Raw genomic sequence first — 22,155 nt, 5'->3', positions numbered from 1 at the left:
CCGATGCCAGGCACGCACCGAATCATGATTTTGGAGACAGCCACCATGCCAGACGGCAGCAACTCGTCCGTACTTCACGACGTCACCCTCGACGACAAATTCACTTCCACTACCGGTAAAGTCTTTCTGTCCGGCATCCAGGCGCTGGTGCGCTTGCCTATGATGCAACAATTGCGCGATGCGCGCGACGGTTTGAACACCGGCGGCTTCATTTCCGGCTACCGCGGCTCCCCGCTGGGCGGCCTGGACGAGACCCTGTGGAAGGCGCAGAAGCACCTGGAAAAGCATAATGTGCAATTCGTTCCGGGCGTGAACGAGGACCTGGCGGCAACCGCTGTCTGGGGTTCGCAGCAGGTTGACCTGATCGGCCCGGCCAAGTACGACGGCGTGTTCGCCATGTGGTACGGCAAAGGCCCGGGGGTGGACCGTTGCGGCGACGTCTTCAAGCACATGAACCATGCCGGCACGTCCAGGAACGGCGGCATCCTGCTGGTGGCCGGCGACGACCACGGCGCTTACTCCTCCACCCTGCCGCACCAGTCGGACCACATTTTCTCCGCCTGCATGATCCCGGTGCTGTATCCATGCAATGTGCAGGAGTACATCGACCTCGGCATCCACGGCTGGGCCATGTCGCGCTTCTCCGGCTGCGCCGTCGCCTTCAAGGCGCTGGCCGACACCGTCGAGTCGAGCGCTTCGATCGACGCCGATCCGTTCCGCGTCGAAGTGAAGCTCCCGCAGGACTTCGTGATGCCGGAAGGCGGCCTGAATGCCCGCCTGTCCTCTATCCCGCTGGGCCAGCAAGCGCGCAACCAGGAAGCGCTGATGCAGGACTACAAGATCTACGCGGCTCTGGCTTACGCCCGCGAGAACAAGCTGAATCACACCACCATCGATTCCAAGGACGCCAAGCTGGGCATCATCGCCTCCGGCAAATCTTACCTGGACGTGCTGGAAGCGCTGGAAGAACTGGGCATCGACGAAGCCATGGCCGCCAAGGTTGGCCTGCGCCTGTTCAAGGTTTCCATGCCGTGGCCGCTGGAACCGGACTCGGTGCGCGAATTCGCGCAGGGCCTGGACGAAATCCTGGTGGTGGAAGAGAAGCGCCAGTTCGTCGAATACCAGCTGAAGGAACAGCTGTACAACTGGCGCGACGACGTGCGCCCGCACATCATCGGCAAGTTCGACGACAAGGGCGAGTGGGTGGCCCCGCGCGGCGAATGGCTGCTGCCGCCGAAGGCTGACTTCTCGGTATCGCAAGTGGCGCGCGTGATCGCCAGCCGCGTGGCCCGCTACATCGCCGACGCCTCGATCCAGGACCAGATCAAGGCCCGCCTGTCCTTCCTGGAAGCGAAAGACGCAGTACTGAAGAAGGCGATCGAGACCCCGTTCCGTCCGGCCTTCTACTGCTCCGGCTGCCCGCACAATACCTCGACCAAGGTGCCTGAAGGTTCCTTCGCGCTGGCCGGCATCGGCTGCCACGTGATGGCGACCTCGATCTACCCCGAGATGAACAAGCTGACCACCCATATGGGCGGTGAAGGCACGCCGTGGATCGGCCAGGCTGCGTTCAGCAAAGTGCCGCACGTGTTCCAGAACCTGGGCGACGGCACCTACTTCCACTCCGGCTACCTGGCGATCCGCGCCGCCGTGGCGGCGAAGGTCAACATCACCTACAAGATCCTGTACAACGACGCCGTGGCAATGACCGGCGGCCAGCCGGTCGACGGCACCGTCTCCGTGCCGATGATCGCGCAGCAGATGGCGGCCGAAGGCATCAAGCGCATCGCCCTGGTGACCGAAGACCTGTCGCGCTACACCGACCGTTCCGCCCTGCCTTCCATCGTTTCCCTGCACGACCGCAAGGAAATGGATGCCGTGCAGCGCGAAATGCGTGAACTGCCAGGCTGCACCGTCATCATTTACGACCAGACTTGCGCCGCCGAGAAGCGTCGCCGCCGCAAGAAGGGCGAGTTCCCCGACCCTGCAAAGCGCATGGTCATCAACGAAGCGGTGTGCGAAGGCTGCGGCGATTGCGGCATCCAGTCCAACTGCGTCTCGATCCTGCCGAAGGAAACCGAATTCGGCCGCAAGCGCACCATCGACCAATCTTCCTGCAACAAGGACTATTCCTGCACCAAGGGCTTCTGCCCATCCTTCGTCACCGTCGAAGGCGGCACGCTGAAGAAGACCAAGACCGGCACCGCCAAGACCGACGACTGGGGCGATGTTCCTGCGCCAGTCCTGCCAAGCATCGAGCAGCCATACAACATCCTGATCAACGGTATCGGCGGCACCGGCGTGATTACCGTCGGCGCCCTGATGGGCATGGCCGCCCACCTGGAAGGCAAAGGCGCTTCCGTGCTGGACATGACCGGCATGTCGCAGAAGAACGGCTCCGTGACTTCCCACGTCAAAGTGGCGAAGACCCCTGCCCACCTGCGCGCGCAGCGTATCGCCACCGGCGAAGCAGACCTGATCCTGGGCTGCGACATGCTGACCTCCGGCGCCTACGACGCCGTGTCGAAGATGCGCCCAGGCCGCACCTTCGCCATCGTCAACCAGCACGAGCAGCCGCCAGGCACCTTCGCGCAGAACGCCGACTGGCAGTACCCGGCCGAAAGCGTGGAAGCGCTGATTACCGAATCGGTCGGCGGCGCGCAGTCCGTGGACTTCATCAACGCCACCAAGCTGGCGACGGCGCTGATGGGCGATTCGATCGCCTCCAACCTGTTCATGATGGGCTACGCCTTCCAGAAAGGCCGCATCCCGCTGAGCGAAGCAGCCCTGCTGCGCGCGATCGAACTGAATGGCGTGGCTGTTGAATCGAACAAGCGCTCCTTCCTGTGGGGCCGCCGCGCCGCCGTGGACTTCAAGCGCGTGGAAAAGATCGCGACCCCGACCCAGGCTGTCGTGGTGCAGATGCCACAGTCGCTGGAAAACGTGATCAAGAAGCGCGTTGAATTCCTGACCGGCTACCAGGACGTTGCCTATGCCGCCACCTATGAGGACCTGGTGCAGCAAGTGCGCTCGAAAGAGACCCTGCTGGGCCTGGGCAACAAGCTGTCGACCGCGGTGGCCAAGTCGCTGTTCAAGCTGATGTCCTATAAAGATGAATATGAGGTGGCGCGCCTGTATACCGATGGCCGCTTCGTGGAGCAGTTGAAGACCCAGTTCGAAGGCGATTTCTCGCTGAAGTTCAACCTGGCGCCACCGCTGTTCGCGAAGAAGGATGCCAAGGGCCACCTGGTCAAGGCGGAATATGGTTCGTGGATGTGGAAGGCGTTCCAGCTGCTGGCCAAGTTCAAGGGCCTGCGCGGTGGCGCGTTCGATATCTTCGGCTATACCGAGGAGCGTAAGATGGAACGCGCGCTGATCACGGAATACCGTGCTGTGGTGGCTGAACTGCTGGCGGGGTTGTCGGCTGGCAACCATGAGCAGGCCGTGGCGATTGCCGGGCTGCCGGAGCGTATCCGCGGCTTTGGCCATGTGAAGGAAAAGGCTGTGGCCGAGTACAAGATGGCTAAGGCGAAGATGATGGCTGCGTTCAAGGACGGCGATCGGGCCGCTGCCTGAAAACCGGTAAACCGGTGTCTGACCCTGCGGGTCAGACATCGGTTTACCGGTTTTGCTTGACTTGACGTTAACGTAAACGTCATATAATCAAAATTCCCCCGTTCCAAGGAACACACAACATGAACGACCTCGCCAACGCCAAGAAACTGTCCGCTGAGCCTGAGCAGGCCAAGACCGCGAACAAAGTCCGCTTTGTCACCGCCGCGTCCCTGTTCGACGGCCACGACGCCTCGATCAACATCATGCGCCGCATCCTGCAATCGCAGGGCGCCGAAGTGATCCACCTGGGCCACAACCGCTCGGTGGACGAAGTGGTCACCGCGGCCCTGACCGAAGACGTGCAAGGCATCGCCATCTCCTCCTACCAGGGCGGCCACGTCGAATACTTCAAGTACATGATCGACCTGCTGCGCCAGCGCGGCGGTTCGCACATCAAGGTGTTCGGCGGCGGCGGCGGCGTGATCGTCCCGAGCGAAATCAAGGACCTGCACGACTACGGCGTGACCCGCATCTTCTCCCCTGAAGACGGCCAGCGCATGGGCCTGGTCGGTATGATCCAGTGGATGGTGCAGCAGTGCGACGTCGACCTGTCCACCTACTCGCCGACCCAGCTGGACGCCATCCGCGACGGCGAGATCGAGCAACGCCATCGCCCGCTGGCCCAGCTGATCACCGCGCTGGAAAACGGCAAGGCCTCCGACAAGCTGCGCGCCGAACTGACCAAGGCCGCCAAGGCCATCACCGCCCCGACCCTGGGCATCACCGGCACCGGCGGCGCAGGCAAATCCTCGCTGACCGATGAACTGATCCGCCGCATCCGCCTGGACCAGGGCGACGCGCTGAACATCGCCGTGATCTCGATCGACCCGTCCCGCCGCAAGTCCGGCGGCGCGCTGCTGGGCGACCGTATCCGCATGAACGCGATCAACCCCTGGAACGGCAAGACCCGCGTCTTCATGCGTTCCCTGGCGACCCGCGAAGCCGGCTCCGAGATTTCCCAGGCCCTGCCTGACGTGATCGCAGCCTGCAAAGTGGCGGGCTTCGACCTGGTGATCGTGGAAACCTCTGGCATCGGCCAGGGCGACGCGGCGATCGTGCCGCACGTCGACGTCTCCATGTACGTGATGACGCCGGAATTCGGCGCCGCGTCCCAGCTGGAAAAGATCGACATGCTGGACTTCGCCGACTTCATCGCGATCAACAAGTTCGACCGCAAGGGTGCGCAGGATGCGCTGCGCGACGTGGCCAAGCAGTACCAGCGCAACCGCGAGATGTGGAGCAAGCGTCCGGAAGAAATGCCGGTGTTCGGTACCCAGGCTTCCCGCTTCAACGACGACGGCGTGACCGCGCTGTACCAGGGCCTGCTGCCGGTACTGGCAGGCAAGGGCCTGAAGACCACCAAGGGCGTGCTGGCCCCGATGGACGTGCGCTTCAGCTCCGGCAAGAACGTGATCGTGCCGCCGGCACGCGCGCGCTACCTGGCCGAGATCTCCGACACCGTGCGCGGCTACCACAAGAAAACGCAAGCACAGGCCAAGCTGGCGCGCGAACGCCAGCAGCTGCAGGAATCGAAGCGCATGATGGCTGTCGCCGGCAAGCCGGTGGCCGACTTCGACGACCTGATCATCGAACGCGATCACGCCATGGATGGCGCAGCCAAGAAGCTGCTGGCCCAGTGGCCGGACATGCAGGCGGCCTACGCCGGCGACGAATACGTCGTGAAGATCCGCGACAAGGAAATCCGCACCGGCCTGGTACAGCACACCCTGTCCGGCACCAAGATCCGCAAGGTCTCGCTGCCGAAGTACGAAGACCACGGCGAGCTGCTGCGCTGGCTGATGCTGGAAAACGTCCCTGGCTCCTACCCGTTCACCGCCGGCGTGTTCGCCTTCAAGCGTGAAGGCGAAGACCCAACCCGCATGTTCGCGGGCGAGGGCGACGCTTTCCGTACCAACCGCCGCTTCAAGCTGGTCTCCACCGGCATGGATGCGAAGCGCCTATCGACCGCCTTCGACTCCGTCACCCTGTACGGCGCCGATCCCGCGATCCGTCCGGACATCTACGGCAAGATCGGCAACTCCGGCGTGTCCATCGCGACCCTGGACGACATGAAGGTGCTGTACGACGGCTTCGACCTGTGCAACCCAAGCACCTCGGTATCGATGACCATCAACGGTCCCGCCCCTGCCATCCTGGCGATGTTCATGAACACCGCCATCGACCAGCAGGTCGAGAAGTTCGTCATCGAGAACAAGCGCCAGCCGTCCGAAGACGAATTCCAGAAGATCAAGGACTGGGTGCTGATGAACGTGCGCGGCACGGTGCAGGCCGACATCCTGAAGGAAGACCAGGGCCAGAACACCTGCATCTTCTCGACCGAGTTCTCGCTGAAGGTGATGGGCGACATCCAGGAGTACTTCGTGCACCACCAGGTGCGCAACTTCTACTCGGTGTCGATCTCCGGCTACCACATCGCGGAAGCGGGCGCGAACCCGATTTCGCAGCTGGCCTTCACGCTGTCCAACGGCTTCACCTTCGTGGAAGCCTACCTGGCGCGTGGCATGCACATCGACGATTTCGCACCGAACCTATCGTTCTTCTTCTCCAACGGCATGGATCCCGAATACACCGTGCTGGGCCGCGTGGCGCGCCGCATCTGGGCCGTCACCATGAAAGAGAAATACGGCGCCAACGACCGCTCGCAGAAGCTGAAGTACCACATCCAGACGTCCGGCCGCTCGCTGCACGCCCAGGAAATCGACTTCAACGACATTCGCACCACGCTACAGGCGCTGATCGCGATCTACGACAACTGCAACTCGCTGCACACCAACGCCTACGATGAAGCGATCACCACGCCGACCGACGAATCCGTCCGCCGCGCACTGGCGATCCAGCTGATCATCAACCGCGAATGGGGCTTGGCGAAGAATGAAAACCCGAACCAGGGCGCCTTCATCATCGAAGAGCTGACCGACCTGGTGGAGGAAGCCGTGCTGCAGGAATTCGAACGCATCGCCGAACGCGGCGGCGTTCTTGGCGCCATGGAAACCGGCTACCAGCGCGGCAAGATCCAGGAAGAGTCGCTGCTGTACGAGCACAAGAAGCACGACGGTTCGCTGCCGATCATCGGCGTGAACACCTTCCGCAATCCAAAGGGTTCGGAAGCCCCGGCCACCATCGAACTGGCCCGTTCCACCGACGACGAAAAGCAATCGCAGCTGACCCGCCTGGCTGACTTCCACGCCCGCAATGCGGATGCCGCGCCAGCCGCCCTGGCAGCGCTGCAGAAAGCCGCCATCGACAACGAAAACGTGTTCGCCAAGCTGATGGACGCAGCCCGCGTCTGCTCGCTGGGCCAGATCACGACCGCGCTGTTCGAAGTCGGCGGCCAATACCGCCGCAACATGTAACGGCCTGCGGCCGCAGCGTATTGGGGTCAGACCCTTGGGTCTGACCCCGGCTTACCGGTTCTAGTGGAAGAACAGCCACACCAGCAACAGCACAATCCCCGGCACCCCCAGCAGCCAAGCCAAGAAATACTTCCCCATGACAGCCTCCCTGTGACGTTAAACCATGGTCACAGGCTACGACTCGCACCGCAGGCCGTCAGTTAGCTGGAACACACGAAGCCCGACCGCGATACGTTATCATTTAACGATTTGTTAACGTCACGGGGATTGCAATGGCAGTAGTGTTGGGACCTATCTTGAAGTTCTGCGGCTGCGCCGACGGCATGTGGACAGTCAGCGCGCTGGTCGTGTGGAACGGCGAAGTACCGCCCGCAGTCACGGCAGCCGTGTTGCCAGGTGCCGCAGCAGAAGTCCGCACGCTGGCCGTCGAATCCCGCCGCTTGCGCACCCGCTTGCACAAGCGCGCCGTGCATGCCGTCGAGAGCTGGCAGTTCGCCATCGAGCAGCACGCCACGCGCGAGCAGCAGGTCCAGTACATCGTCGATGGCCAGGCTTTCACCTTCGTCGTGCCGGCACGCGACAGCGCCCCCACCTGCGCCTACACCTCCTGCAACGGCTTCTCCGACTACAAGAAGATGAAGGACATCCCGCAGGACCCGGTATGGAACAAGATGCACGACAACCATGTGCAGCGCCCCTACCACCTGCTGCTGATGGGCGGCGACCAGATCTACAGTGATGCCATGTGGAGCACGACGGCCCTGAACGACTGGGCCGCTGCCCCGAACGACAAGAAGCTCGCCAACAAGCCGGTCACCAAGGCGCTGCAAACCGAGATCGACGATTTCTTCTTCGGGAACTACCTGAAGGTCTGGGCGTACCCGCACGTGGCGCGCATGTTCGCCACCGTTCCGACGGTGATGATGTGGGACGACCACGACATCATCGATGGCTGGGGCTCTTACCCTGAGAAGTTCCAGCAATCGCCCGTATTCAAGGCAATCTACGACGTGGCGCGCGACTACTTCCTGCTGTTCCAGCAGCACTGCGCGGCGGAGAATGAGCTTCCGATGCGCCTGCCGCAGCAACCCGGATTTACCAAGGCCGTCCGCTTCGGCGATTATGGCTTGCTGGTGCTCGACTTGCGCAGCGAGCGCACCCCGGACGTGGTCATGGGCCAGCAATCGTGGGATGCCGCCTACGCCTGGCTGGAGGCGCAAGAAGACTGCAAGCATCTGCTGCTCATGTCCAGCATCCCGGTCGTGCACCCAGACTTCAGCACGCTGGAAATGCTGCTGTGCGCCCTGCCCGGCCAGCAGGAGCTGGAGGACGACCTGAAAGACCACTGGTTAAGCCGCACCCACCAATGGGAGCGCCTGCGCCTGATCCATCGCCTGCAGGAATGGTCGCAGCGCACCGGCGGCCGCGTGACCATCCTCTCCGGCGACGTGCACGTGGGCGCCATCGGCGCGATCGAATCAAGCCAGAAGCATTACCGGGGCAAGCCGGTTACCATCCACCAGCTGACCTCCTCCGGCGTGGTGCATCCGCCACCGCCCGCGATGGCGCTGTTCTACCTCGAACATGTCGGCGACAAGGTGGAACAACTGGAAGGCGGCATCACGACCTCGATGTACAAGTTCCCCGGCACTTCGCACCGCTACATCGGCGCGCGCAACTACCTGAGCCTGGAACCGGATCGCGCGGTGGACGGGCGTTCATGCAACCGCCTGTGGGCCAACTGGTACGTGGAGAACGAGGCGCAGCCCTACCGCCAGGCCATCCTGCCGCTGAAATAGGGCGTTGTAGCAAGTTCACAACGGCACGTCCACATTGGAGACGCCGCAACGGACCCCAAAATTACACAAAGGACGACACTTTATTTACCACTTGTAAATATATATTTGATAATATTTTACAGGACGCATCCAAACGAATGTAGCATCGATCTACGCACCGGAGGTCGCGATGCCTGCCCCGCCCATTGCTGCCGGACTTGCTGTCTTGTCCCGTCTCCTGTTCTACGTGATGGCATGCGGCGTACTGCTCGCGACTCCCGCAATCGCCTGGGAGCAAGTCGCCGGGCCGCTGGGCAGCGTTGCGCTGCTGGGTTGCCTCGCGATTGGCAGCGCAGCCGGGGCAACCGCATTTTTTTTCCGCGCACACCTCGCACATGGCTTGCACACGCTACTTGCAGCCACCGACAAGTTCAGCCCGCGCAGCAGCTTGCTCGCCATCGTGGCATGCGGCATTGTCTTGCGCCTTGCCTGGGCCATGGTCTTCCCCGCAACCACGGTGTCTGATGGAGCGGTTTACCTGAAACTGGGGCAGCAGCTCGCTGCCGGTGAGCCGTATTTCATCGCCAACTCGCATGCATTCTGGCCGCCTGGCTATCCGCTCTTCCTGGCCGCTTGGCTGCACTTGCCGCTGCCGGCCGCCACCATCGTCCTGCTGAGCAACCTGACGCTATACCTGCTTGCCAGCCTGCTCGTGTGGAGATTGGCAAGCTGCGCGGCCGGCCAGCAGGCGGCGCGCCTGGCTGCCTTCCTGCTGGCCGTCTGGCCCAACTACCTGGCCTGCGCGGTGACGGCCGAGAAAGAAAACCTGCTGGTCTTCCTGCTGCCGCTGGTGCTCTTTCTGTACACGCACCGGTCGGCGGGTCCGTTGCCGCGCATCGCGGCAGGCCTGGCACTCGGCTTTTCCGCCCTGGCCCAGCCATCCACCATGTTCTTCCCGGCTGTCCTGCTGTGCTATGAATTGCTGCAGCGCCGCCCATGGCGCGCCGTCCTCGCAGCGCTGGCTACGCTGGTCCTTGGCATGGCGCTTGTGATCGCCCCGTGGAGTGCGCGCAATACGCGAGTGTTCGGTGAATTCCTGCTGATCACGTCGAACGGTGGCGACAACCTGTACCGCGCCAACAATCCACTCGCGACGGGCGGCTATACCAGGCGCGGCGAAGTGGAGCTCGACAATCTCGGCGAACTCGAACGCAACCGCACCGGCCTGCAATTGGCAAAGGAATGGATCAGCAGCCATCCCGCTGCCTTTGTCGGCCTGATACCTGTCAAACAAAAGCTGTTTCTCGGCGACGATTCATTCGGCCAGTACGTCACGGTGCGCAGCGGCGGGGGCAGCAACCGGACCTACCTGGTGGCGAAACTGGCCGCCAATGCCTTCTGGTATGTGCTGTGGTCTTGCCTGCTGGCGCTATCGTTGCGCGGCGCCGGTCCCGGTGACACCGCTTTGCATCCGACCCTGGTGCTGGGCTATGCCTATTTCTTCGTACTGCATAGCGTGTTTGAAAGCAGCAGCAAATACCATGTCCCGCCGCTGGCCTTGCTGGCGATCTTCGGCGCCGCCCAACTGGTACGTGCAAGCCAGGCCGGCATCCAGCAGTCCGACAGCACGCGCAGCGTGTTGCGCGAAATGTTGATGCTGGCCCGTTACGCCGTCATTGGCGCCGTGGGCACAGCATTGCATTACCTGCTGCTTGTGGGCCTGGTACAGGGCTTCGGGACGAATAGCGGGCTGGCAGCCATGGCCGGCGCCACCGCCGGCGCGCTTTGCAACTATCAACTGAACCGGCGCTTCAATTTCCGTAGCACGCGGCCGCATCTCGAAGCCCTGCCGCGCTTCCTGATGATGGCAGCCGTCGGCATTTTCCTGAACGGTTTGATCGTCGGGCTGCTCCATGCGGCAGGCTGGCATTACCTGCTGGCGCAGGTATTCGCCACGGCACTCATCCTCCTGATTAACTACCAAGCGAGCAAATCATGGATATTCCAACCCACCAGGACCTGACCCCACGCCCTGCCGGCATGCCCAGCATTTCCATCGTTGCGCCCGCCTACAACGAAGAGGAAGTGCTTGGAGAATTCCATCGACGCGTAACGGAAGTCATGGTGCAGCTTGGCGCTGATTACGAAATAGTGCTGGTGAACGACGGCAGCCGCGACAAGACGTTGCTGCTGATGCAGCAATTGCGCGAGGCGGATCCGCACGTCGCCATCGTCGACCTGTCGCGCAACTTCGGCAAGGAGATCGCTTTGAGCGCCGGCTTGGACCATACCAATGGCGATGTGGTCGTGGTGCTCGATGCAGACTTGCAGGACCCGCCCGCCCTGATCCCGGACATGCTCGACATCTGGCGCAGGGGCTACGATGTAGTCTACGGCGTACGCACCAGGCGCGATGGCGAAAGCTGGCTGAAACGAGCTACCGCCAAGGCCTTTTACAAGTTGATCCGCCGTCTCAGCCGCGTCGCGATTCCGACCGACACCGGAGACTTCCGCCTCATGTCGCGCCGCGTGGTCCAGGAAATGAAGCGCCTGCGCGAGGTACACCGTTTCATGAAAGGCCTGTTTGCCTGGGTCGGCTTCTCCTCGCATCCGCTGTACTACCGCAGGGCGCCGCGCGCTGCCGGCACGACCAAATGGAACTACTGGAACCTCTGGAATTTCGCGCTGGAAGGAATTACTTCGTTCACAGTAGCGCCGCTCAAGGTGGCCACCTATGTTGGACTGGGTGTCGCAATCATGGCGCTGGCATATGCGGTATTCGTCGTGTGGAAAGCGCTGGCGTTCGGCGATGACGTCAAAGGCTACCCTTCGCTGATGGCGGTAATGCTGTTCCTGGGCGGCATCCAGCTGGTGGCCATCGGAGTCATCGGCGAATACCTTGGCCGCATCTTTGACGAGGTAAAGGCACGCCCGCTCTACCTGGTCAATCGCTGGCACGCCTCGGGCCTGGTCGGCGACGCCAGCAAAAACACGGTCAAGATCGGCACAGCGGGCCGGCCGTGGCGCCGGCCGTCAACGCCGGCTGCCACAACACCTGCAGCGCGCCGGCTGGCTCGCCATTGACCCGCGCCAACAGCATTTCGGCCATTTTCGCGCCGGCGGCGCGGGCATTGGGCTGGTCGATGGTGGTGACGTCGATATCTGCCAGCGTGTCGGCCATGCTGCCCCAGACGATCAGCGAGATCTCCTGGCCGATCGCGATGCCGGCGTCGAGCAGGGCGCGCACGGCGCCTACACCGGCAAGGTGGTTGTCGACCACGATGGCGCTTGGGCGCGGCGTCGTTGCCAGCAGTGCCTGTACGGCCGCATAACCGGCGCGGCGGTCGATGCAATCATCGACCAGGTGGCGCGGATCGGCGGCCAAGCCGGCGCCGGACAAGGTGGCGAGGAAGCTGGCGCGGCGTTGCGCTGAGAAATTCATCGCCAGCGGTGCGCTGACCATGGCGATGCGCTGGTGACCCAGCGACAGCAAGCGCTCGAGCGCCATGCGGATGCCGGCCTCGTTATCGTAGTCGAACCATGCGTACGGCGCGTCAAGTTGCGTTCGGCCGTGGGCGATGAAGGGGAAGCCGGCCTTGGCGAGAAAGGCGATGCGCTCGTCGTGCACCAGCGTGCGGCTGACCACCAAGCCGTCGAGGCGGCGGCCGCGCACCATTTGCTCGTAGGACGGCATTTCGTTCGCTGGCGACACGGGCGCGATGATGAAGTTCATGCGCTTTTGCTCAAGAGCTTCCGACATCCCGCCCACCACCTCGAGGAACATGGCGTCGCCCAGGTCGGCCGGCAGCAGCGGATAGATTGTGCCAAGCACGTTGCTGCGGCCAACGGCCAGGCTGCGCGCCATCGGATTGGCTTCGTAGCCCGACTCCCGCGCCGCGCGCAGCACGCGCTCGCGCGTCAACTCGCTGACTTCGGGATAGCCGTTCAGCGCGCGGCTGACGGTAGTCTTCGACATGCCGAGTTTGTCGGCGAGGCTCTTCAGGTTCATCGCGAAATTATAGCCGGTGCCTCCAGTCCACCGTCGCTGCCATCGACCGCACGCTTGAAGAAGTACAGCGTGACCAGCACGATCGCAATCGGCACCAGCGTCAGGTAGAACGCGAAATGGCCGCTGAAGGCGCCGAACACATAGCCGGTGATCAGCGAGCCGGTGGTGCCGCCCAGCGCAGAGAATATCACCAGCAGGCCGGTCATCGCAGAATGCTGGTGCTTGGGCAGGGAGCTCAGCATCACGGAATTGATGCCCGGGTAGACCGGCGCCATGAAAAGACCAATCAGGGGGAACAGGAAGGCCGCAAGCGGCGCATCGCCCCATCCTGCGCCCTGCGCAACGACCACGTCGTGCGTCATCGGCAGCGCAATCAAGACCACCGCGCCCATGCCGAGCAGGCAGGCGTTCATCACCGGGTACCAGTGCATGCGGCGCATCAGGACGCCAGCCGACAGGCGCCCTGCGGCCAGGCAGGCGGCGAAGATGCTTGTGACCTGCACACTCATCGCAGCCGGGAGATGCAGGATCTCGTTGTTGAAGGTCGGCAGCCAGGTGCCCACGCTCTGCTCGATCAGCACGTACAGGAAGGCCGTCAGCACGAAAACGCACACCAACGGCTTGAAGAACAGCTTGAGCATCGCCGCAAATTCCTGCGGCAGGCTGCGCGCTTCCGGTGGCGCGGCCAGCCTCTCGTCGAAAGGTGTCGCCAGCAGCAGCACGAAGGTGAGCACGCACAGGGCGGCCAGCACCCAATACACATGCAGCCAGCTTTGCGAGCGCGGGTCGTCCGAGTCGATGAAAAAGCTGAACACCCAGTAAGCGCACAGCACCCCGACCATGAAGAAGCCTTCCAGCGTATTCATGATGCCCGCATGCTGGCGGCGGTCGGCGGCTACCAGGCCGAGGGTGGAGTAGACCGACACTTTCACCAGCGCGAAGGATATGCCGACGCACAGGAACAGCATTTTGGTAGTGAGGAAGGAAGGCAACAGCGGCATGGACAGGCAAGCTCCCGTGACGATGGCAAGCCCGGCCAGCATGGCCTTCTTGTACCCGATGCGCGGCAGGAAGCTCGCCACCAGGAAGGACACCACGGCGATTGGCAAGTCCTTGAAGCCTTCCAGCACGCTGGCGGCGGACTTGCTGACGCCGTAGTTGCCGATGACCTGCAGGATCACCGTGCCAACACTGTTCAACAGTATGGCGAACGTGAAATAGATCAGGAACAGGACCCAGGTGATGCGCCGGTTTTGCATAGTGTCTCCATGATATTCTTGAATTGTCCCAGTCCCGGGATCACGGTGTCCGCCTGCCACAGCGTGGCCGCCTGGCCAACGCCAATGGCGAACATGCCGGCCGCCTTGATCGCGGTCACGCCGGCAACGGCGTCCTCCACGCCAACGCAATCGGCCGGGTCTACGCCCAGTTCCGACGCGGCGCGCAGGAAGATTTCGGGATCGGGTTTGCCGCGCGCGATCGTCGCCGCGTCTACGACATAGTCGAATTTCTCGGTGATGCCGAGGCTTTCCAGCACCGTGAAGGCGTTCTTGCTGACCGACGCAAGGCCCACCTTCAAGCCTTGCGCGCGGCACCAGTCCAGCGCATCCACCGCGCCGGGCAACAGGTCGGCGGGCGACATTTCCGCGATCAGCGTCCTGTAATGCTCGTTCTTGGTGTCGGCCAGCGCCAGTTTCTCCGCGTCGCTGTAGCTGCGGGGCGCGCCAGCCAGTATCAGCTCGAGCGAACCCATGCGGTCGATGCCCTTCAGGTTCTCGTTGAAGGCTTCGTCGAAATGCACGTCCTGCGACTGCGCAAGTCTTTGCCAGGCGAGGAAGTGATAGTGGGCGGTATCGGTGATCACGCCATCGAGGTCGAAGATAACGGCTTTCATGCAAGCTCCTGTACCGGCGCAGCCGGTGTAACGGTAACGGGCGCGCCGCGGTGCTGGAAAACCAGCGACTCGCCGCGCAACAGCGTGTATTGCGTGCCGCTCGGGCTGACGCGCACTTGCAGCAAGCTGCCGTGCAGGTGGATGCGGAACTGGTAATGCTGCCACTGTTTGGGCAATGTCGGCGCAAAGCGCACCTTGCCGTCCACCACGCGCATGCCGCCGAAGCCGTAAGCCACGCCCAGCCAGGTTCCGGCCATGGCGGCCGTGTGCACGCCGTAGTGCGTATTGCCATGGGTGTTATCCAGGTCGAGCCGGGCGGTTTCCATGAAGTAGTCGTAGGCCTTGCCTTCGTAGCCCACTTCGGAGGCGATGATGCTGAAAATGCAGGACGACAGCGAGGAATCGTGCGTCGTCACCGCTTCGTAGTAATCGAAGTCGCGCTTCTTGTCTTCCAGCGTGAATTGTTCGCTGAGCAGCAGCAGCGCCAGCACCACGTCGGCCTGCTTGCAGACCTGGTGGCGGTAGATCACCATCGGGTGGTAATGGAGCAGCAGGGGATATTTTTCGGCTGGCGTACCGGCGAAGTCCCACACCTTCTTGTCGAGGAAACTGTCATCCTGCGGGTGGATGCCAAGGGCCGCGTCATAGGGCAGCAGCATCGCAGCGGCAGCGCTGCGGAATGCTTCAAGCTCGCCGTCATCCAGCGCAACGGCGGCGGCAATGCGCGCCCAGTCCTGCGGGTATTCGCGTGCGATGCGCTCGGCCGCCGAGGCGGCAAATTGCAGGTGCAGCTTCGCCATCGCGTTGGTGTAGTAGTTATTGTTCACCAGCGCCGTGTATTCGTCGGGCCCGGTCACTTCGTTGATCACGAAGGCGCCGCCACGGTTATAGCTGCCGATGCCGAGCCAGATGCGCGCGGTTTCAAGCAGGATCTCGGCGCCGTATTGCAGCAGGTAGGCATCGTCGCCGGTGGCATCCATGTACTGCTTGATGGAGTAGGCAACGTCGGCGTTGATGTGGTACTGCGCTGTGCCGGCCGGGAAGTAAGCGGAGCATTCCTCGCCAGCGATGGTGCGCCACGGGTACAACGCACCCTTGGCGTGCGACATCTGGCGCGCACGTTCGCGTGCGGCGGGCAAGCCGGCGTAGCGGTACTCCAGCAGCTTGCGCGCGATCTCCGGCTTGTTGTACAGGAAGAAGGGGAAGATGTAGATCTCCGTGTCCCAGAAATAGTGGCCTTCGTAGCCCTCGCCGGTCACGCCCTTGGCGGAGATATTGGTCTTGCCGTCGCGGCCCACCGATTGCAGCAAGTGGAACTGGTTGAAACGGATGCCTTGCTGGAGCGCGTCGTCGCCCGCCACTTCCACGTCCGCCTGCGCCCAGAACTCGGCCAGGTAGGCTTCCTGCTGCGCGGCGAGCTTGTCGAAGCCCAGGCCACGCGCCGCTTCCAGTTCGGCGCGCGCACGTGCCAGCAATTCGTCTGCCGCGTAATCGCGCGAACTGACATAGCAGCCGTACTTCACCAGCCGCACGGCCTGGCCGTCGCGCGCATCGACGGTGTACGACTGCACAAGGCGCGAACCCTCGGCGCGCTGCGCGAACGAATGCGGCGCATCGAGCACCTGCGCGGCGGCCGACACCAGCGTGAAACCGCTGTTGTGGGTGCGCTGCTGCAGGGCCGCGAAGTGCGGCGCCAGCTCGGTGCCGGCCAGCGCCAGCGCCGGACCGGTCGTGGCGGAGCCTACCCGCGGATCGTCGCCAGCCTCCAGGTTGCGCACCACGCCGTCGATCGTGCATTCGAGCCGCACGGCGCCGTCGAAACCAAGCGGCGTCACCGTGAATTCGATGGCGAACAGGTGCTTGCTGGCGAAGCTGACCAGGCGGCGGCTGCGCAGCTGCACGCGGCGGCCGGAAGGCGCCTGCCAGAGCACATCGCGCTCCAGCAAGCCGGTGCGGAAGTCGAGGCGGCGCTCATAGCTTTCGACACTGCCCTGCAGCAGGTCGAAACGCTCCTCGCCGAGCCACAGCGCAATGCCCTTGGCGTTTGGCACGTTCAGCATGAACTGGTTGTTGCGCGCCAGGCCATAGGCATTTTCGGGGTACTGGATCGGTTCCGATTCATAGAAACCGTTCAGGTAGCTGCCGTCCAGCGAAGTGCCGGCCGGGCCCGCATAGCCTTCTTCCGGCGTGCCGCGCAGGCCGATGTAGCCGTTGCCTAGCGCGAACAGGGTCTCATCCAGGAAATTCGACGCCGCATCGAAGGACGTTTCGCGGATGCACCAGGCATCGAGGGGGAAAGTGTGCTGCATCTTCATCCTTCTGTTTCGTTCAAACCGGTTTGGAAACGGTATAAAAAATTTTTACGTGGCGCGGACGATCAGCGCGGTCGGCAGGGTTTCGGAAGCCACGGGACGCCCCTCCAGCAGGTCCAGCATCTTCTTCGCCAACAGCACGCCGCCATCGCGCAGGTACTGGTGCACGCTGGACAGCGGCGGCACGAAGCTCACTGCGCCCGGCGTATCGTCATAGCCGATGACCGATACCTGCTCCGGCACGCGCACTTCGCGCTCGGCCAGTGCACGGATCGCGCCCATCGCCAGCAAGTCGCTGGCGGCAAACACGCCGTCGAACGACAAGCCCTTCTTCTTCAGCAGGGAGTCCAGGCAATCAAAGCCGGCTTCGAAGGTAAATGCCTTCGGCCGCATGATGTGCACGCTACCCTGCCCTCCCAGCGCGTCAATAAAGCCCGCGCAGCGTTCCTGCACCTCGGCGTGGTCCACGTCGCCAAGGAACAACACCTTCTTGCGCCCCAGTTCGATGAAGCGCTGGGCGACACTGATGCCGCCCTTGCGGTTGTCGCTGCCGACCACCACGGTATCGGAGCCCGCCCCTGGCGCGCCCCACACCACCAGCGGCTGGCTGCGCTTTTTGAGCGCGGTCACCGCTTCGCCATGCGAACCCTGGCCCAGCAGGATCAAGCCGTCGGCGCCTTGCACCGGGGCGGTATCCAGCAGCTGGCGCGAGGTCAGCACCACGCTGTAGCCGGCTGTCGTCAGCTCCTGCGTGATCCCGCCCAGCAATTCCAGCGGGTAAGGGTCGGACATGGGCCGGCCCTTCTCGGGCGTCATTTCCACCACCACTGCCACCGAGTATGAACGCCCCATGCGCAGGTTGCGTGCGCTCACGTTCAGGCGGTAGCCCTGGGCTTCCGCGATCTGGCGCACTTTCTCCCGCGTTTCTTCCGTCACAAGGGGACTGCCACGCAGGGCGCGCGACACGGTAATTTTTGAAACCCCTGCCAGCTTGGCGAGGTCTTCCATAGTTTTATTGACAGCCATGCGGGGCATTATGACAGATTTCCAAACCCTGCAACAACAAAATGACATCGATAACATTTCGATTGACATCGATATCATTTCTTGATTCAATGGTCAGGCCTTGGAAGCCGAATCACATAAAACGAAAGAAGAGACACGTATGAAAAACCATCGGAAGTTCCTGTTGTCGTCCATTTCCATCGCTGTACTGACCTTGATCGGCCAGGCCCAGGCCGCGGAACAGGAAGGCCAGCCAGCCGCAGCGGAAGCCGCGCCAGCCCCGGCTGCGGCAGACGCCGCCGTCCAGAAAGAAATCCAGCAAGTGGTCGTGACCGGCGTGGCCTCCGCCCGCGGCGTGCGCAAGCTGGACTCGGCCTTCTCCATCACCACCGCCTCGGAAGAACAGCTCAAGCAAGCGGCTCCGATCAGCACTGCCGACGTCATGAAGCTGGTGCCGGGCGCGTTTGCCGAATCGACCGGCGGCCAGTCCGGCGCCAACATCCAGGTGCGCGGCTTCCCCTCCGGCTCCGATTCGCCTTTCGTCTCGGTGCAAATGCAGGGCAATCCGCTGTATCCGGTGTCCACCCTGTCCTTCTTCGAGGGCTCCTCGGCCTTCCGCCTGGACGACACCATCGAACGCGTGGAAGTGCTGCGCGGCGGCCCGAGCACCATCTTCTCCAGCGGCCAGCCGGGCGCCACCATGAACTTCATCCTGAAAAAGGGCAGCGACACGCCGGAAGGCTCGGTGCGCTTCACCACGGGCACCGGCGAGCTGCGCCGCATTGACGTCTTTTATGGCGGCAAGATCTCCGATGGCTGGTACGGCACCATCGGCGGCTTCTACCGCAACACCCACGGCGTGCGCGATTCCGGCTTCCCGTCCGATGACGGCGGCCAGGTTACCGCCACCCTGACCCGCAAGCTGGACCAGGGCGAAGCGACCTTCTACGTGCGCCGCACCGACGACAAGAATGCCTTCTATACCGGCGTGCCGCTGATTTCCAGCGATGAAGGCCGCACCATCACCGAATTCCCCGGTTTCGATCCGCTCAAAGGCACCTTGATGAGCAACGAAATGCGCCGTTTCACCGTGGAAGCCGCGCCGGGCAAGACCTTGAATTACGACCTGGGCGACGGCCGCGGCCTGAAATCCACCGTGCTGGGCATGGAGTTCGAGCAGGACTTCAATGGCTGGAACGTCTCCAACAAGTTCAACCACTTCGACGGCGACCTGAACACCATTGCCATGTTCACCGGTAACAACCCCTTGTCGATGTCGGCTTACAACACGGCGGCCCTGGCCGCGACTGGCGGCGCCACCGCCACGGCTACCTACCTCGATGGCACGCCTGTCGCGGCCAACCAGCAAGTGGTGCAGGCCGGCCTGTGGGCAGTCGAAAAGAAGTTGAAATCCTTCACTGACGAAATCCGCGTCAGCAAGGAATGGATCAAGGACAACACCCTGACCGTGGGCGGCTACTTTGCCAACTACTCGTCGGACGACGTGTGGTACCTGGGCAGCAGCCACCTGATGACGGCCGTGCCGAATGCGCGCCTGATCAACGTCAAGCTGGATAACGGCGTCATCGTGTCCAACAACGGCAAGGATGGCAGCGTGTTCTACGCCCCGGTCGCTTCCTATGACGGCAGCAATACCGCGCTGTTCATCGCCAACGAGTGGAAGGTCAACGACAAGATCAAGATCGACGGCGGCGTGCGCCGCGAGCGCCAGAAGCTTGACGCAACGATCTCCAACCTGGCCACGGGCGACACCGACAACAATCCGCTGACCGTCTACAACAACAATACCTCGATGCCGACCGGCTCCAACACGGCGCTGAACCGCACCGACTCCGCCAACAGCTTCACCGTCGGCGGCAACTACAAGCTGGCCAAGGACATGAGCGTGTTCGCACGCGCCAATATGGGCCACACCTTCATCGCCTTCGACGACTTGCGCAATGCCGGCACCCAGGCCAAGGTCGACGACCGCAGCTTCCTGCCGACGCCGAAGATCAAGCAATACGAGGTAGGCTTCAAGACTGCGGGCCAGCTGTACAGCGCCTACATCAATTACTTCCACACCGATTTCGAAGGCATCGCCTTCCAGCAGATCCTGTCCAATGGCACCATCCTGAATTCGGTGTCCGGTTCCAAGGGCGACGGCGTGGAAGTGGAGCTGGCGGTACGCCCGATCCGCGACCTGTCGCTGAGCCTGTCCGGCAACTGGCAGGATTCGAAGTACAAGGACAACCCGCTGACCGAAGGCAAGCTGGTGCAGCGCCAGCCGAAGCTGCAATACCGCTTCACGCCGACCTACCGCATCGCGATGGGAGAGAACAATTCGCTCAAGCTGTACGGCACGTACACCTATGTCGGCGACCGTTGGGCCGACCAGTCCAACCTGCAATACCTGCCTTCGTACAAGACGGTAGACCTGGGCGCACTGTTCACCATCGGCGACAAGATCGAAATCCGCCTGAGCGGCAATAACATCACCAACGAACTTGGCCTGACCGAAGGCAACTCGCGCCTGATCACGGGCGGCAGCGGCCCGATCAATGCCCGCCCACTGTTCGGCCGCAGCTGGGAGCTGTCGCTGGCCTACCGTTTCTGATGCCGTAACCCTCCTTAGTCCCAGTTCCCCTCCGGGCGTCGCAGGATTTTCCAAGGCTGCGGCGCCTTTTTTTCCCTTGCAAAGCGAGCTCTAGTATTCGCCCACCTTTTCGCCTAAGCTGACCAAGATGCCTGAATGAAAGGCCTCTATCAAGGTAGACTCGTGGTGTCCCTGAACTCCATCAACGCTCTGCAGACAGCCTTGGCCTTTGCCGAACGCAAGGTCCAGTTCGATCGCGACCAGGTGGCCCGGGACCAGGACCGCCTGGACGCCAGCCGCTCCCAGCTGCAACTCGACACCCAATCCCTCTCCAGGGCACAACAGGACAGCTCACGCGCCCAAGCCGAGGCAGCGCCAACGCTGCGAGCGCCTCGCCTTGATTACGCCATCGGGCAACGCATCCCAGCCGGCGTGCTGCCCACGCCCCCGACCGTCAATACCCTCGGCCAGGCGATCGGCAAGCTGATCAATGTTCAAGCGTGAGCATGCCCGGGCGCAGCCTCGCCCTGGCGTGCAACAAGCTGATCAATTTTTTTGGGCCTGCGGCTGCAGGCGAGCCAGTGCAGTGACCGCCGGCCGGTAGCCCCCCGCCGCTGAGCGCCGGTACAACTCCAGGGCGCGAGCGTTGTCCTGGGGCAGTAGCTCGCCCTTTTCCAGCGCCTCGCCCAAGGTAAACTGCGCCATGCGGTCCTGTTTATCGGCTGCTTCCTCAATCAGCTTCAGGCCCTGCTGCGGCTCACCGCCTTCACGCAGCAGCCATGTCCCCAGCACGGCCATGGCCATGGCGTTGCCCTGGGCGCCGGATTTTTCCAGCAGTTCGCGCCCGCGCGTCAGGTCTTGCTCCCTGCCCCGCCCGATCAGCAGCGACATACCCAAGGTCATTTGCGCGCTGGCGCGGCCCTGGGCAGCAGCTTTCTCGATCCAGGCCCAGCCTTCGTCGGGAAGCCGTTCTGTTTGCTTCCCCATCATCAGCACATTGCCCAAGCCCTCTTGGGCGAGGGAAAAACCGTGTTCGGCGGACTGGCGCAGCCAGCGCATGGCTTCGTCTTTATTGCGTTCGGTAGCCTGGCCAGTTGCATAGGCCACACTCAGGCGGTACATGGCTTCAGCGTCGCCTTGCAGCGCCAAGGCTTTGTCCTTTTCGAAGATGGCTTGCAGTTGTGCGGGCGTCTTTTTGGGCTCGATGGTCCAGACATACTGCATCTTGGTCCAGGTCGGTTCAGTGCGGCCTACGCTCTCAGGCGGCGTGAATGCGCACTTGGCCAGCCCATCCTGCGCCGCCAGGTCCAGCTGGACATGGCCACTCGACTTTTCAACGCGCGATTCCAGCACCTTGCCGTCCAGGCCAATCAGGAAGGCCAGGATGACCGTCCCGCCTTGCTCCTTGCGCAGTGCTTCCTTCGGCCATTCGGGTTTGGCGCAAGTCTTCAGGTCAGCGGAGATCTGCTTCGTGACGCTCCGGTCGATACGTCCGACCCCTTCCGCCTGGGCAGGAAGAATAGCCAGACTGGCCAGCAGGGCTGGCAAGACTTTCAGTAAGGTCATGGTAGT

13 protein-coding genes are annotated in these 22,155 nt (G+C 62.8%); 7 read left to right on the top strand and 6 right to left on the bottom strand.

The window, feature by feature from the left end:
* The first annotated feature begins 45 nt into the window (after window positions 1-45).
* The 5 genes from ACN9MU_RS03105 (at window position 46) to ACN9MU_RS03085 (ending at window position 11,851) form a co-directional block, all read left to right on the top strand.
* The gene (locus ACN9MU_RS03105) at window positions 46-3,576 is read left to right on the top strand and encodes an indolepyruvate ferredoxin oxidoreductase family protein (protein WP_426344144.1); all 3,531 of its coding nucleotides are present in this window, start codon (window positions 46-48) and stop codon (window positions 3,574-3,576) included.
* Window positions 3,577-3,695: 119 nt separating this feature from the next.
* The gene (icmF, locus tag ACN9MU_RS03100; protein ID WP_426344143.1) at window positions 3,696-6,989 is read left to right on the top strand and encodes a fused isobutyryl-CoA mutase/GTPase IcmF; all 3,294 of its coding nucleotides are present in this window, start codon (window positions 3,696-3,698) and stop codon (window positions 6,987-6,989) included.
* A gap of 272 nt (window positions 6,990-7,261) precedes the next feature.
* Window positions 7,262-8,788, top strand: a complete 1,527-nt coding sequence (locus ACN9MU_RS03095; RefSeq protein WP_426344142.1) for an alkaline phosphatase D family protein — start codon at window positions 7,262-7,264, stop codon at window positions 8,786-8,788.
* Between the two features lie 169 nt (window positions 8,789-8,957).
* On the top strand, window positions 8,958-10,790 hold the full coding sequence (locus tag ACN9MU_RS03090) for a GtrA family protein (protein WP_426344141.1): 1,833 nt from the start codon (window positions 8,958-8,960) through the stop codon (window positions 10,788-10,790).
* Window positions 10,763-11,851, top strand: a complete 1,089-nt coding sequence (locus ACN9MU_RS03085) for a glycosyltransferase family 2 protein (protein ID WP_426344140.1) — start codon at window positions 10,763-10,765, stop codon at window positions 11,849-11,851. The genes ACN9MU_RS03090 and ACN9MU_RS03085 overlap by 28 nt, the downstream gene beginning before the upstream one ends.
* Here the strand turns inward: ACN9MU_RS03085 and ACN9MU_RS03080 are convergent.
* The 5 genes from ACN9MU_RS03080 to ACN9MU_RS03060 are packed head-to-tail and all read right to left on the bottom strand — an operon-like array spanning window position 11,763 to window position 18,008.
* Window positions 11,763-12,776, bottom strand: coding sequence for a substrate-binding domain-containing protein (locus ACN9MU_RS03080; protein WP_426167365.1), 1,014 nt, complete (start codon window positions 12,774-12,776; stop codon window positions 11,763-11,765). The genes ACN9MU_RS03085 and ACN9MU_RS03080 overlap by 89 nt on opposite strands.
* Window positions 12,773-14,035 (bottom strand): MFS transporter, encoded by a 1,263-nt coding sequence (locus tag ACN9MU_RS03075; protein WP_426320423.1) that lies wholly within the window; start codon window positions 14,033-14,035, stop codon window positions 12,773-12,775. The genes ACN9MU_RS03080 and ACN9MU_RS03075 overlap by 4 nt, the downstream gene beginning before the upstream one ends.
* A complete protein-coding gene (pgmB, locus tag ACN9MU_RS03070; protein WP_426320421.1) occupies window positions 13,999-14,670 on the bottom strand; it encodes a beta-phosphoglucomutase in 672 nt (223 codons plus the stop codon). The genes ACN9MU_RS03075 and pgmB overlap by 37 nt, the downstream gene beginning before the upstream one ends.
* Complete coding sequence (locus tag ACN9MU_RS03065; RefSeq protein WP_426344139.1) at window positions 14,667-16,979, bottom strand: glycoside hydrolase family 65 protein; 2,313 nt, start codon at window positions 16,977-16,979, stop codon at window positions 14,667-14,669. The genes pgmB and ACN9MU_RS03065 overlap by 4 nt, the downstream gene beginning before the upstream one ends.
* 51 nt (window positions 16,980-17,030) lie before the next feature.
* On the bottom strand, window positions 17,031-18,008 hold the full coding sequence (locus tag ACN9MU_RS03060; RefSeq protein ID WP_426167357.1) for a LacI family DNA-binding transcriptional regulator: 978 nt from the start codon (window positions 18,006-18,008) through the stop codon (window positions 17,031-17,033).
* Window positions 18,009-18,147: 139 nt separating this feature from the next.
* Here ACN9MU_RS03060 and ACN9MU_RS03055 point away from each other — a divergent pair, with 139 nt between their 5' ends.
* Together ACN9MU_RS03055 and ACN9MU_RS03050 are read left to right on the top strand one after the other, a co-directional pair.
* Window positions 18,148-20,604, top strand: a complete 2,457-nt coding sequence (locus tag ACN9MU_RS03055; protein ID WP_426344138.1) for a TonB-dependent receptor — start codon at window positions 18,148-18,150, stop codon at window positions 20,602-20,604.
* Between the two features lie 165 nt (window positions 20,605-20,769).
* A complete protein-coding gene (locus tag ACN9MU_RS03050) occupies window positions 20,770-21,087 on the top strand; it encodes a hypothetical protein (protein WP_426167353.1) in 318 nt (105 codons plus the stop codon).
* Between the two features lie 42 nt (window positions 21,088-21,129).
* Here ACN9MU_RS03050 and ACN9MU_RS03045 read toward each other — a convergent pair whose 3' ends face one another.
* On the bottom strand, window positions 21,130-22,149 hold the full coding sequence (locus ACN9MU_RS03045) for a TonB family protein (protein WP_426344137.1): 1,020 nt from the start codon (window positions 22,147-22,149) through the stop codon (window positions 21,130-21,132).
* Window positions 22,150-22,155 lie beyond the last annotated feature (6 nt).

The sequence above is a fragment of the Pseudoduganella sp. R-32 genome, assembly GCF_049913245.1.
Classification (GTDB): Bacteria; Pseudomonadota; Gammaproteobacteria; order Burkholderiales; family Burkholderiaceae_D; genus Rugamonas.
Note: the sequence above shows the minus strand (reverse complement) of the source record. Positions and strands in the feature narration are given on the sequence as shown.

Bases quoted from the DNA above. Each gene is read 5' to 3' on its own strand.
- ACN9MU_RS03105 (WP_426344144.1), top strand. From the start codon at position 46: ATGCCAGACGGCAGCAACTCGTCCGTACTTCACGACGTCACCCTCGAC.
- ACN9MU_RS03060 (WP_426167357.1), bottom strand. From the start codon at position 18,008: ATGGCTGTCAATAAAACTATGGAAGACCTCGCCAAGCTGGCAGGGGTT.
- ACN9MU_RS03095 (WP_426344142.1), top strand. From the start codon at position 7,262: ATGGCAGTAGTGTTGGGACCTATCTTGAAGTTCTGCGGCTGCGCCGAC.
- ACN9MU_RS03085 (WP_426344140.1), top strand. From the start codon at position 10,763: ATGGATATTCCAACCCACCAGGACCTGACCCCACGCCCTGCCGGCATG.
- ACN9MU_RS03065 (WP_426344139.1), bottom strand. From the start codon at position 16,979: ATGCAGCACACTTTCCCCCTCGATGCCTGGTGCATCCGCGAAACGTCC.
- ACN9MU_RS03080 (WP_426167365.1), bottom strand. From the start codon at position 12,776: ATGAACCTGAAGAGCCTCGCCGACAAACTCGGCATGTCGAAGACTACC.
- pgmB (WP_426320421.1), bottom strand. From the start codon at position 14,670: ATGAAAGCCGTTATCTTCGACCTCGATGGCGTGATCACCGATACCGCC.
- ACN9MU_RS03045 (WP_426344137.1), bottom strand. From the start codon at position 22,149: ATGACCTTACTGAAAGTCTTGCCAGCCCTGCTGGCCAGTCTGGCTATT.
- ACN9MU_RS03075 (WP_426320423.1), bottom strand. From the start codon at position 14,035: ATGCAAAACCGGCGCATCACCTGGGTCCTGTTCCTGATCTATTTCACG.
- ACN9MU_RS03055 (WP_426344138.1), top strand. From the start codon at position 18,148: ATGAAAAACCATCGGAAGTTCCTGTTGTCGTCCATTTCCATCGCTGTA.
- ACN9MU_RS03090 (WP_426344141.1), top strand. From the start codon at position 8,958: ATGCCTGCCCCGCCCATTGCTGCCGGACTTGCTGTCTTGTCCCGTCTC.
- icmF (WP_426344143.1), top strand. From the start codon at position 3,696: ATGAACGACCTCGCCAACGCCAAGAAACTGTCCGCTGAGCCTGAGCAG.